Annotated in this window: 9 protein-coding genes; 5 read left to right on the top strand and 4 right to left on the bottom strand. The window is 59.1% G+C overall.

Annotated features, from left to right (window positions below; genetic code table 11):
- Nucleotides 1-2: 2 nt before the first annotated feature.
- Entirely contained in the window at nt 3-1103 is a 1101-nt protein-coding gene (locus J1C59_RS09520; RefSeq protein WP_128085463.1) for an NADH:flavin oxidoreductase/NADH oxidase, read from the bottom strand.
- A 388-nt stretch (nt 1104-1491) separates the two neighbouring features.
- Complete coding sequence (uraH, locus tag J1C59_RS09515) at nt 1492-1914, bottom strand: hydroxyisourate hydrolase (protein WP_128085465.1); 423 nt, start codon at nt 1912-1914, stop codon at nt 1492-1494.
- Nucleotides 1915-2369: 455 nt separating this feature from the next.
- Between uraH and J1C59_RS09510 the strand changes: the two genes are divergently transcribed.
- From J1C59_RS09510 to J1C59_RS09490, 5 genes are all read left to right on the top strand, one after another.
- Nucleotides 2370-3725 (top strand): thioredoxin domain-containing protein, encoded by a 1356-nt coding sequence (locus tag J1C59_RS09510; RefSeq protein WP_242281314.1) that lies wholly within the window; start codon nt 2370-2372, stop codon nt 3723-3725.
- 564 nt (nt 3726-4289) lie between these two features.
- On the top strand, nt 4290-4793 hold the full coding sequence (locus tag J1C59_RS09505) for a sugar dehydrogenase complex small subunit (protein WP_128085468.1): 504 nt from the start codon (nt 4290-4292) through the stop codon (nt 4791-4793).
- A 20-nt stretch (nt 4794-4813) separates the two neighbouring features.
- Nucleotides 4814-6418 carry a GMC family oxidoreductase gene (locus tag J1C59_RS09500; protein ID WP_128085469.1) on the top strand — a complete coding sequence of 535 codons (1605 nt, stop codon included), beginning with the start codon at nt 4814-4816 and terminating at the stop codon, nt 6416-6418.
- Nucleotides 6411-7748, top strand: a complete 1338-nt coding sequence (locus J1C59_RS09495; RefSeq protein ID WP_128085470.1) for a cytochrome c — start codon at nt 6411-6413, stop codon at nt 7746-7748. Before J1C59_RS09500 ends, J1C59_RS09495 begins: the two co-directional genes overlap by 8 nt.
- Nucleotides 7749-8861: 1113 nt before the next feature.
- Nucleotides 8862-9197, top strand: coding sequence for a gamma-glutamylcyclotransferase family protein (locus tag J1C59_RS09490; protein WP_128085471.1), 336 nt, complete (start codon nt 8862-8864; stop codon nt 9195-9197).
- 269 nt (nt 9198-9466) lie between these two features.
- Here J1C59_RS09490 and J1C59_RS09485 read toward each other — a convergent pair whose 3' ends face one another.
- Both J1C59_RS09485 and J1C59_RS09480 read right to left on the bottom strand, forming a co-directional pair.
- Nucleotides 9467-11512, bottom strand: coding sequence for an FUSC family protein (locus J1C59_RS09485; protein WP_128085472.1), 2046 nt, complete (start codon nt 11510-11512; stop codon nt 9467-9469).
- Nucleotides 11513-11867: 355 nt separating this feature from the next.
- Nucleotides 11868-12074 carry a type II toxin-antitoxin system MqsA family antitoxin gene (locus tag J1C59_RS09480; protein WP_128085473.1) on the bottom strand — a complete coding sequence of 69 codons (207 nt, stop codon included), beginning with the start codon at nt 12072-12074 and terminating at the stop codon, nt 11868-11870.
- Between the last annotated feature and the right edge of the window lie 98 nt (nt 12075-12172).

Below are 12172 nucleotides of genomic sequence, written 5' to 3'. Positions count from 1 at the left end.
GCTTACTGATCCTGCGTCAGGATGCCTTTCACATCGTGCGGTTCAGAGCGCAGATACTGCGGCGGCACCTGAACTTTGCCATCCAGCGCGGCGGCGGCGTGCCACGGCCAGCGCGGATCGTAGAGGATGCCACGCGCCAGGGCGACCAGGTCCGCTTCACCCTGCTGCAGCACATCCTCTGCCTGCTGTGGCTCAGTGATCAGACCAACCGCGATCACCGGAACCGACACCTGCTCACGGATATCCCGGGCAAACGGCACCTGATAATTCGGGCCGACATCAATTTTCTGATCTTCCGACAGGCCGCCACTGGAGACATGGATATAGGCACACTGCAGCGTTTCCAGCTCACGCGAGAAGGCGATGGACTGCTTAATCTCCCAGCCGCCTTCCACCCAGTCCGTGGCAGAGATGCGCACGCCCACCGGCACCGAAGCGGGAACGGCGTCACGGACGGCTTTAAAGACTTCCAGCGGGAAGCGCATACGGTTCTCCAGCGAACCGCCATATTCATCACTGCGCTGATTGGACAGCGGCGACAGGAACTGATGCAGCAGATAGCCGTGTGCGGCGTGAACCTCGATAAGCTGGAAACCCAGACGCACGGCGCGCAGGGCGCTGTCGACAAAGGCCTGCGTGACTCGCGCCAGATCGTCACGGCTCATGGCCAGCGGTTTGACCTCATCCGCGCTGTAGCTCAGATCGGATGGGGCGATGGTCTGCCAGCCGCCCGCCTCGGGCGCGATCTGTTTGCCGCCTTCCCACGGCACCGCACAGGACGCCTTGCGTCCCGCATGACCCAGCTGAATACCGATCGGAATCGAGGAGTAGCGACGCACATCGTCGAGCACCGTCTTCAGCGCGGCCTCGTTGTCATCATTCCACAGACCGAGATCGCCGGGAGAGATGCGGCCAATGTCCTCGACGGCCGTGGCTTCGATAATCATCAGGCCTGCGCCGGAAAAGGAGAGCTGGCCAAGATGGATCCGGTGCCAGGCGGTCGCATTGCCCGCTTCAGCGGAGTACTGGCACATCGGCGCAATAACGATGCGGTTATCCAGCGTAAGTTCGCCCAGCGAGACAGTGGAAAAAAGTTGGCTCATGTTATCTCCATGGTGTTATGACTGACGTGACAGGCAATAACTATAGCGGGGGATTGGCAGAGTCGGGGGGAATGCAACGTGACATTTTATGACGGCGCACATTCCTGCGGTCAGGACAGTGGGATTGCGGCGGCGTCTGCACGGCCCGCAAGATACCGATACCGGCTTCAATGCGCTTCGCCAGCATCCTCGCAGTCCGCTGCGTAGCGATGTCGGGAAGTGACGGCAAGAGAGGGGGTAATCCCGCAGCCCTTATCCGCAAGATCTATGCGCAAAACCGGCGTGTCACTCAGCGGCTGCGGCGATTTATCGACAGGCTGGTGGCCTTTTATACGGCAACGGTCGCGGGAGAGGGGAATCCGGCACCTGAGTGCCGGATGAAACGCGATCAGTTACCGCGATAAGTCGAGTAGCCGAAGGGGCTCAGCAGTAACGGAATGTGGTAGTGCTCGCCGTTGGCGTCCATGTTGAACTCCACCGGGATTTCCGGGAAGAAGGTTTTCTGGTTGCTCTTTTTGTAGAAGTCACCGGTTTTGAACACGACGCGGTAGCTGCCTGCGCTGGCCATTTTATCCTGCGGGAAGAGGGCGCTGATGCGACCGTTGTTATCCGTGACGCCGGAAGCCAGCTTCACCCAGTTATCCTGCTGCTTTTGATCCAGCTCAACCTCGATTCCCGCCGTAGGCTGGCCGGTCTGCAGGTTCAGGACGTGGACGCTCAGGGGATTTTTCGCGGCGGCAGGCTGCGCGGCGATAGCGGATGCGCCAGAGATCATCAGTAAAGTGGCAATCAGAGCATGTGACGTTTTCATCAATGTTTCCTTTTATTGACTCGTTGGGTGACAGTGAGGAAAGGGTAAGGTCTCTGATGGCAAAGGGGTATTTATCGGCGGGAAATGTGAAATTTCTGAGAGCCGGAGGCGTCCTGGGTTTTAGTTACATCATACAAATGACCTACTGTTACCTCAGTCCGGCACGCTGCGGTTAAGACGGGTCAGCAACGTAAACGACCGCTCAATCCTGTCAGAAAAAGCGGGGCGGTGAGATGTTAACACTGATTTATATGATTTGAGTCAATAAGTTAACCGCTGGCGTGATGAATATAGTCAACCCGCGCGGCCACGCCAGCGCAGCGCGCTACGTGATTACTCTCTGCTGGTGCAGCACAGCGGGTTATTGCCTGCTGAGGCGACAGGAGCGCTGAGGCAGACAGGCAGGCGCGGCGGGCCGACATCACGCGAAAGATAACCTCTTCAGGACGACAAGCATGAGAATGAATAAACTGGCGCTGGCCATAATGTTACTGGCTGGTGCGACCGGCGCTCTGGCAGCAGAGCAGGCGGGCGACCCGGCGGCTCAGGCCGTAAAACCGGACGGGCCTGCTGCGATTTCATCACCGGATAGCGGGGCGCAGAGCAGGACGGAATCGCACTCTGCGGATCTGCCTGTCGTCTCCGCCGACCCGGCTGCACAATCTTCTTCGTCCAGTCTGGCGGCGACGCCGGGGGTGCCAGCGCCGGTAACGGCCGCGCCATCTTCCGGCCACGCCTCCGACGGCTCCGCATCGGTTGCCGCTACCGCGCCGCCCTCCGACAGTGGTCGGCAGCCTGACGCCATTCCGTCGGATGCCGCCACGCAGCCATCAATGACCACTGCTCCTGCTGCGCAGAACGCAGAGACATCCCTCAAGGCTGCTGGCACGCATTCCGCACCGCAGAAAGCGCCGGCTTCAGCGGTTCCACAACCTCAAACGGAGAGCGGGGCGTCGGATTCCGCTGCCCCGGTGGCGGTAACGCCGTCTGCGGCAGAAAAACCTGAAACGCCTTCTTTAACCCCTGACGCGCAGCAGAAAACGGACGCTGATACCCCATCAGCCAGCGCCCCGACGCCCTCGGTTACCGCCGCCGCACCGTTTACGCCTGAACAGGAAGCGCGTATTGGTGAAGTGGCAAAAGCCTATCTGCTTCAGCATCCGGAACTGCTGATTGAAGTGGATCAGAAGCTGCAAAAAATGCAGTACGACAATCAGATCAACGCGATGACCGCCGCCGTCATCCATCACCAGAGCGCGCTGCTTAACGATCAGAACAACCCGGTCGTCGGACCCGCCGATGCCCGCGTCGCAGTGATTGAATTTTTCGATTATCAGTGCAGCGTCTGCGCCCGTCAGGCTCCGATTATGCAGTCGCTGATGAAAAGTCATCCACAGACCCGGTTTATTTTCAGAGAATGGCCCATCTTCGGCTATCGCTGGAAGGCCTCCTTCCAGGCAGCCGAAACGGGCCTGACTATCTGGCAACAGAAGGGGGCCGATGCCTATCTGAAATACCACGATGCGCTTTTTGCCACCGGCCATATCGAGGGCGCACTGACACAGAAAGACATCAGCCGCGCGGCGTCCGTCGCCGGGGCCGCAAAACTGAAAGCCAGAAGTCAGGCGATGCTGGATACCCTGTCCGGTACGGATGAGCTGGCGAAAAATCTCGGTTTTCAGGGTACGCCGGGCATCGTCGTGATGCCTCTTTCGGGCGCAACCGCTGAGAACGTCACGATTTTTCCGGGCGGCGCGACGGAATCGATGCTGCAGGATGCGCTGAACAAAGCGCAGGGGCAGGCCCGGTAACGCTCATCGCCTGGCGGCGGCCTCTCTGCCAGTGAAACCGGCCGGAAGGAAGAGTCGCCGCCTTCCGGCATCCTCAATCAATGCCCGCCGGGCGCCTCAATGCCTCTCGATGAAATAAGATCCTCTTTCGCCAGAATTTATGTCAATAACGCTTTCGTGCTATCTGCGGTAAATATCCATTCCATTTTTCTACTTTATTTCCGTGCCTGTTTTTACGCCACGCATTGAAGCGGATCAATAATCTCCTGATAATCTGAATAACGCCGCGCGGCGCTGAACGGACGTCCCGAACCCCGGCTGACGGGGGAAAGAAGAGGGCGGCTGGCAACGCAGCGGGACGGTATAGCTGCTGTTTAAGAACTATTTAATATACTCGCCGCGCGCAGAATGACGATCGTTTAAATTAAATAACGGTGCGCAATTAAATAATCAGCCAGCATTGTCTCCTGGTCGCGGCTTTATTTAACCGACAGGGCGCTGCTCTATTATTGCTGGCAACCACAGGCGCATTCGATTGACTTTGTTGCTCGCAGACGCGCGAGCGACGATTGACTGGACAACACTATGAATCACTATTCCCGCCGTCGCGCGCTGAAGATGATCGGGCTGGTCGCTGTCGCTACGGCCTCCGGTCATCTGCTGCCACTGCCGCGGCTCAGTGCGGCCCAGCCTCAGGCACCGCTAACCGGACTGGATGATTTTATCCATGTCTCCCGACTGCTCACCCAGCAGGACGATCTCAGCCCGGCCCTGGCTCACGCGCTGATGCTGGCGCTCACCCAGACCCACAATGCATTTGCCCGTGATCTTACGACGCTGAACGCGCTGCTGCAGAATCAGCCCGGCCTGTTGCAACAGGCGCGCCTGACGTTTGCGCCGGAAGACGCCGCCAGCGAGGCGCTGGCGAAGGCCATTCTCAGCGGCTGGTACACCGGCGTCGTTGGCAAGGGCAAGTCTGCCCTGTATGTCACCTATGTGAACACGCTTTCCAGCCAGCTGGTCAGTGACAAAGTTGTGCCGCCCGGTTTTGCATACGGCCCTGTAGGAAGCTGGGCGAAACAGCCCTGACGAAGAGAGTTCTGCCATCCATGAATAAACAAACTTCCCCCGACGTGGTCGTGATTGGCGCGGGCGTCAACGGTTCGCTGCTGGCTACGCGACTGGCCAACGCCGGCAAGCGTGTACTGTTACTGGAGTCCGGCCCCAGAGTCGGCCGCGACGAGCTGGTCGAACGGTTTCGCGCCTCCGCATTTAAGTCGGACTTTATGTCGCCGTATCCGTTTTCACCGCTGGCCCCGCAGCCGCGTTACACGCCGGAGCCTAACGATTATCTGCATCAGGCGGGGCCGCATCCGTTTGCCGCGCAATATATCCGTATCTTTGGCGGCACAAGCTGGCACTGGGCGGCGCAGCTCTGGCGCTTCGTGCCTAACGATTTCCGTCAGCACAGCCTGTATGGCGTCGGCAAAGACTGGCCGATCGGCTATCAGGAGCTGGAAGAGTACTACTACCAGGCCGAGGCGATCGCGGGTGTCGGCGGTTCACTAGACAACGGTTCGCCCCGCAGCAAGCCATTTCCAATGGAGCGCGTTCCGGCTTCCTGGCTGCAGCAGCGGGTAACCGCGCGCCTGGCCCCCGATTTTACGGTGCTGGATGACTGCACCGGGCGAAACAGCCGAAGCTTCGACGGCCGTCCCGCCTGCTGCGGCAACAATAACTGTATGCCGGTTTGCCCGATCGACGCCCAGTATCACGGCGGACTCGCGGCGCAGCAGGCAGAAGATAGCGGGGTGCAGGTCATCACCCAGGCCGTGGTTTATCAGCTGGAGCATGATGCACAGGGGCGGATCACGGCGGCCCGCTATTACGACTGGAACAAAGTCAGCCATCGGGTGACGGCAGAGACCTTTGTGCTGGCCGCCAACGCGATCGAAACCCCGAAGCTGCTGCTGATGTCCGTCAGCGATACCTTCCCGCAGGGTATCGCCAACGCCCGTGACAACGTGGGCCGAAACCTCTGCGATCACCCGGCGATAAGCGTCACTTTCGATGTGGATGAGGAGATCTGGCCGGGCCGCGGGCCGGTCAGCCCGTGCTCGATAGGTCAGTTCCGCGATGGCGATTTCCGGCGCGAGCACTCGCCGTTCCGCATTGACATCTCTAATGCGTCGCAGGTCGCGGCGGTAACCAAAGAGGTGCTGGCAGAGGGCTACTTCGGCAAAAAACTGCAGGACGAAATCCGCTTCCGCGCGGCCCGGCGTCTCAGCATTAAAAATGCGCTGGAGCAGTTACCCGATCCCGCGAATCGCGTGACCCTGAGCGGCAACAAAGATGCGCTGGGTCTGCCGACGCCGTCGCTTTACTGGAATATTGATGATTACGTGGTCAGAGGCACGGCCAGAACGCGTGAGTGTTACGACGCCATCGCGAAACGGCTGGGTGCGACCAACATCCGGCACAGCAAGACCGGCAAATTCTCCAACCGTCAGCATATTACCGGCACGCTCTCAATGGGCCGCGACCCGGCAACCAGCGTGACCGATGAATGGGGGCGGGCGCACGACCATCAGAATCTGTTTATGGTCGGCACCGGGGTGATGCCGACGGTCGGCACCTGCAATGTCACGCTGACGGCGATGGCACTGGCGCTGCGCACGGCAGACAAAATCCTGCAGGAGACGCAACATGGTTAAATTCTGGCACGCTTTACTGACTGCGGGCACCTTACTGGCCGCCTCAGCCCAGGCGCAGTCGGCCGATCAGAATGAGCTGATCCGGCGCGGTGAGTATCTGGCGATCGCGGGTGACTGTGGCGCCTGCCATACGGAGGAGGGCAAAGCGCCTTTCAGCGGCGGTCACGCCATCGTCAGTCCGCTCGGCACCATCTTCAGCACCAATATCACGCCGTCGAAACAGGCCGGTATCGGTCACTACACGGAAGCCGAGTTCGCGGCAGCGCTGCGTAAAGGGATCCGGGCCGACGGCAGCCGTCTCTATCCGGCGATGCCTTACACTGCCTACGCCAGGCTCACCGATGAGGATATCTCGGCGCTCTATGCCTACTTTATGCAGGGCGTAAAACCGGTGGATGAGCGGCCACCGCAGACGGCGCTGCCATTCCCGTTTAATCTGCGCATCAGTATGGCGGTCTGGGATCTGCTGTTCGCCGACGACAAGGTTTATCAGCCCGATCCCACGCAGAGTGCGGCCTGGAACCGCGGTGCCTATCTGGTTCAGGGGCTGGCGCACTGCAGCACCTGTCATACGCCGCGCAATCTGCTGATGGCGGAACAGCAGAGTCAGTTACTGAAGGGCGCGTCGCTCGGTACCTGGTACGCGCCGGATATTACGGCGCCGGCCCTGGCGGGGAAACCGCACTGGACGCAGCAGATGCTGGCTGAATATCTGTTGACCGGTCATGCGGCCAACGGCGCCACGGCAGGCGGCCCGATGCGGGAGGCGATTGACAAAAGTTTCTCGCGCATGACGGACGAGGATCGTCAGGCGATCGCCACGTATCTGCTGCCCGCCGACGCGGCCGCCCCGAAAACGCCGGATGTCAGGCGATTGCAGCCGGTCACCGGTGACGATCTGCCGCCGACGCTGGCGGCGCTCAGCCAGGGTGAACAGATCTATCGGGATAACTGCGCGTCCTGCCATAACTTATCGGGCCAGGGTCAGAACGGACTGCCGGCACTGCAGAATCATCCCGTGCTGAATAAGCCCGTGGCGGATAACGTGGCGATGGCCATTCTGGATGGCATCTGGCCGGAAAAAGGTCAGGGCATGATCGGGTTTGCCGGTTCACTGAACGACGAGCAGATCGCCGACGTGACTAACTACGTGATGCAGGATATGGGTCACAGTCAGGTGCAGATCACCCCGGAGAGAGTCAGGGTGCTGCGGGCGGGCGGTGACACGTCGCCGCTGAAGCTCCTGGCACGCCTCGGCATGGGTGCAGCGGTGGTCGCGCTGATATTGATCGCGTTCTGGTTCCGGAAGAGACGCGCAGCAAAAGTCTGAGTGTAAATCCCCGCAGACGGTTGTCGCGGGGATTTATTTATCGGCCGGGCAGCGTGGGTTAATTGCCCGCACCTGATTATAGCGATGGCAGATTCAGGATGATGGCGACCAGTGTGGTTATCGCCTTAATGACGAAAGAGAACGAATGACGCGGCAGGGAACAGCAGAGCAGGCTAACCGGTAACCCGATGACCTGTTCTGAGACCTTATTTAACATAATATACATTATGCGCTCTTAAAGATTATGATGGCCGGACATCGCTGAACCCCTGAATTTCGCTGAAAACGGCCTTTTGACCCTGACGGCCGAGCCGTTCCTCGCTTCGGCCCGTTTTCGCTGATGGCTTCACAGTTTATCCCGATGCGCCCGTTAAACCTCTGACTTTCTGTTTTACGCAATGCGCCAGTCCGCCGCCACGGTTCTGACAGATTTTTGCTGCTCGCCTGCCCGCAGCCACGTCTGCTGTGCCGGATGCACTGATTCACTGACGCGCTTTCAACGCCACGCATTCGGTTATGGCCTCCGCTGCTGAATGCACTGATTCACTGACGAACTTTCAGCGCCACGCTTTCGGTTACGGACTCCGCTGCTGAATGCACTGATTCACTGACGAACTTTCAACGCCGCGCATTCAGTTATTGCCTCCGCTGCTGAACGGCTGCACCTTCACAACGCTGCACCGACATCTTCGGTTTTCGTATGTTCTGTGGATGAAACAGAAAAATGCGCCGACGTCTTCCCGCGTTCGCGCCTCTGCCGATGTCCGCTGTTATGCAGACCCGCAGGTTTTCCCGCGCTGAGCCTGAGGCGCTGACCTGCGCGCACGCCTGATGAGTCGCGTTGCTGCTACGGATTCCCGTCCCGTCCGTTTCGGTTCCGGCCGACAGCGACAAACCCGGATCCTGCTCTGGATGGTGCCGCGCACACCCGAAAATGGCAACGCTACGCGAATTCTGAGGCCATTGTGTGGCCCACTGCCCCCGGAATTCATCAGAATGCGCCATTTCAGCCCCCTGTTTTCGGGCCGGAACGGAAAATACCGGTGGCTGCATGACATCCGGTTTCAGGCACGTTAAAGTTGCTGGCTCCGACAGTTTGTTTGATGAGAGAAAATGAAGCGCTTATTTGTCTATGGCACGCTCTGTCCGGGCCGCGAGAACGCCCATATCCTGGAAAAGATTGGCGGCGAATGGCTGGCCGGTTCGGTGAGCGGCACATATTACCCGCGTGGCTGGGGTGCGGCGGCCGATTTTCCCGGCATCATCCTGGACGAAAACGGCCCCGACGTGCCGGGTTATCTCTTTATCTCCGACCAGCTGGAAGCTCACTGGCCGTTGCTGGATGCCTTCGAAGATGGCTATGACCGCGTAAAGGTTCGCGTGCAGACGGCGGAAAACCAGGCGCTGACCGCCTGGGTTTATCAGCTCCAGCCACCGGCCAGTGCCTGAACGACGCCACCGTAACCACGTGCGCGCGCCCTGCGCTTAATATGATGACGCGCGGCGCCGCATCGCGATAAAAGGCACTGAACAGTGCAAAACGCTGATTTTAAACAGGTATAATGCCTCTCCCGATTTCTCCTGTTGTGCGCCCTTTTTCCTGTAAGACCCGATCAGACAGGCACGATGTCAGTCAGGTTTATTATGGAAGATCTAATGTATGATGTAACTAAAAAGAGTGTTTAATGCCCCCCGGCACTGGGTGCTGCTACCCGCGCCTACTCCGGCCAGCGCTGATGGGGAAACAGTGACACGCGGATGTTAAACAGGTGGATCAGCGGCGCAACCGCCGCGCTCTCCCGTCGGGCGATGCGCTCCAGCCGGAGCAGCAGCAGATCCAGCTCTTCCAGCAGATCCTGGTGCGGTGCCAGCTGCAGCGACTTCATTTTCCGCTTAAGATAGAGCGCCAGCTCATGAAACATCTGCCCGCTGTCGATACCGTGGCTCTCCAGCACCTCACGATAACGCGCATAGTAGTCATAGCAGTTCGCCCCCAGCCAGGTTTCATTAATCAGATACCCTCCTGTGACGATATCCGGCACCGGATCGAGCCGTTTACGCGGCAGAATGATGTTTACCCTGTCGAGCATCCGCGCAATAAACTGCTGACGGGACAGCAGCGTGGCGGAATTGCGCTCCACCATTTTGGTAAAGCCCAGCAGATCGCGCAGCCCCCGCTGCACCGCGCGTCGGGCAATCCATGAAGGCCGCTTGTTGCGGATCAGCGCCGTCAGCACCACCGCAAACAGAATCCCCGTCATTGAGGAGATGGCCGCGTTGAGCGTCACGATCAGGTTCGGCACATAGTGATGGCTCAGCCCGATAAAACCGGGGATCTGAATCGCGACGCTCAGCCCGATCAGGTTGGTGGCCGGATTGGCGATAAGCAGACTGAGCAGCATCAGCCCCGGCAGCAGACAGATCATCAGCGCCTGCAGCGTGTTGGCCTGGGGGATCAGGAAGGCGATGTAAAACAGACTGACCACCAGCGCAATCATTACCCCTTTCACAAACAGCTTCATCGGCGTCACCGGGGAATCGACACCCGCGAAAAACGAACTGATGATCGCCGCCATCAGGGGGGCATTTGCGCCGTCGGCCCAGCCGCTGCCAATCCAGAACAGGCTGGAGAGAAAGGTCGCGAGAAACGCCGTCAGCGCCGAGAGCCGCAACAGCCCTTTATCGATATGCCGGTGCTCCCGGATATTGCGGATCGCGGATCCGTCGCCGTGACTGTAGAGATCCCCGGCGCGCGCGCTGACGTTCTCATAGGCATCGGCAATACGCACAAAGTTCGCCATCCGCTCCAGCAGCCCTATCAGCAGCAGACTCTCTTCGGTTGCCAGCTCCCCTGCCCGCCACGCCTGCTCCAGCGTCTCCTGACTGACCGCAATCGCTTCCCGCAATCCGTGAATGTCGTTAACCCGGTCGTGATGCAGCCACAACAGGAACTGCTGAAAGACATCGGTAACGCACGGCGGAAAACGGATGTTCAGCTCAGCCAGCACGTTCAGCCGTGATTCGATGGCGGTCAGGGTTGGCAGAAGATAGGTCAGATGCTGATACTGCACGCTGACCAGACGGATCACGTTGCGGGCGGCCTCGCCCTCATAGACACAGTGGGTCAGCAGCGTTTCCACGCTGAGCGGATAACCGGCCATCTGAATCAGGATATCTTCCCGCTCCAGCGATTTGTTCTTCGCCATCCCGCTAATCAGTTCGTCACGCAACCGGCGGGCGTTCAGGAACCAGAGATTAACGCTCTGCCCCAGCAGATGGTGCATCGACACCGGAAAGACCAGCCGGTGAATCAGCGTACTGCAGAGGATCCCCAGCGTGATCTCTTCGATCCGCGAAACCACCGTATTGATAATGGCGGACGGCGTATCGACATCGGGAAAGCCCATAATCGCCGCGCTGTAGCCCGCCAGCATGAAGATATAGCTCTTAGGCGTGCGGTCATGCAGGGAGAGCCAGAGGCAGACCGTCACCCATAGCGAGACGCAGAGGCTGAAGAGCACCGGCGACTGCACCGTTTCGGGATAGATCAGCAGAATAAAGAGGCCGCCCAGCAGTGTCCCTGTCAGGCGAAACACCGATTTCGAGACGGTCGAGGCGGCATAAAGCTGCGAGGTGACAAAAACGGTCGTCAGCGCCCAGGCCGGTTTTTCAAAGTTAAGAAGCAGTGCGACAGAGAGTGCAATAAACGCGGCAAGGGAGGTTTTGCAGGCAAACAAAACCGCGTTTTTGGTAAACCATTTCATCGAATGAGGGCAGCCAGGAGCGTTCTGAGGCGCGTATCCTGACAGATGCGCCGGCGTTTTTCTCTCAGTTAAATTTTACAAATTATTACCAGCCTGATAACGCCATTTTAGTCTGCATAAAACGATGCTTTACATGAGGAACAGGCGGCAAAAAGGGGCGTCTGTGCCCTCTTTTCCCCGCCGACGCCGGCCGGCTTACCCTGAGGTTGGTCAGGCAGAGTGCCATCCACACACCGCAACGGCAGGGTGTGTACAAAAGATGGCTGACCAGCGAGACGATGTTGCCTGCCGCGTGCAGGCTTTTTTTGCGTGGAGGAGACCAGCAACGTAAAAAAACCCGCAACGATGGACTGACTTATCTGACGGGAACGCCGCCATTCTCCAGCGCTTCAGCCTTTTCGGGATACTGCCCGGCCGTTCCGGCGGTCATGATCACCGCCCCGCAGCGGATGCAGTGATCGCCCTTCACATCCGGTACCACATCGGCCGGATTCCCCGTATTCAGGCTGACATCACGCGTAGCGTAAACGAACGCCTCTCCTTCACATCCCGGACATTTCATAGCGGACTCCCTTGTTGACTCAGTCTGTTAAGCATAGACGACGGCGGCGGTGCCACGGCCGCCCGGCGACGCTTTCAGACTGGGCCCATATTGCCGGT

It is taken from the genome of Pantoea deleyi (assembly GCF_022647325.1).
Classification (GTDB): Bacteria; Pseudomonadota; Gammaproteobacteria; order Enterobacterales; family Enterobacteriaceae; genus Pantoea; species Pantoea deleyi.
This window is presented reverse-complemented; position numbering and strand designations above follow the sequence as displayed.

Bases quoted from the DNA above. Each gene is read 5' to 3' on its own strand.
- J1C59_RS09500 (WP_128085469.1), top strand. From the start codon at position 4,814: ATGAATAAACAAACTTCCCCCGACGTGGTCGTGATTGGCGCGGGCGTC.
- uraH (WP_128085465.1), bottom strand. From the start codon at position 1,914: ATGAAAACGTCACATGCTCTGATTGCCACTTTACTGATGATCTCTGGC.
- J1C59_RS09480 (WP_128085473.1), bottom strand. From the start codon at position 12,074: ATGAAATGTCCGGGATGTGAAGGAGAGGCGTTCGTTTACGCTACGCGT.
- J1C59_RS09510 (WP_242281314.1), top strand. From the start codon at position 2,370: ATGAGAATGAATAAACTGGCGCTGGCCATAATGTTACTGGCTGGTGCG.
- J1C59_RS09485 (WP_128085472.1), bottom strand. From the start codon at position 11,512: ATGAAATGGTTTACCAAAAACGCGGTTTTGTTTGCCTGCAAAACCTCC.
- J1C59_RS09520 (WP_128085463.1), bottom strand. From the start codon at position 1,103: ATGAGCCAACTTTTTTCCACTGTCTCGCTGGGCGAACTTACGCTGGAT.
- J1C59_RS09505 (WP_128085468.1), top strand. From the start codon at position 4,290: ATGAATCACTATTCCCGCCGTCGCGCGCTGAAGATGATCGGGCTGGTC.
- J1C59_RS09495 (WP_128085470.1), top strand. From the start codon at position 6,411: ATGGTTAAATTCTGGCACGCTTTACTGACTGCGGGCACCTTACTGGCC.
- J1C59_RS09490 (WP_128085471.1), top strand. From the start codon at position 8,862: ATGAAGCGCTTATTTGTCTATGGCACGCTCTGTCCGGGCCGCGAGAAC.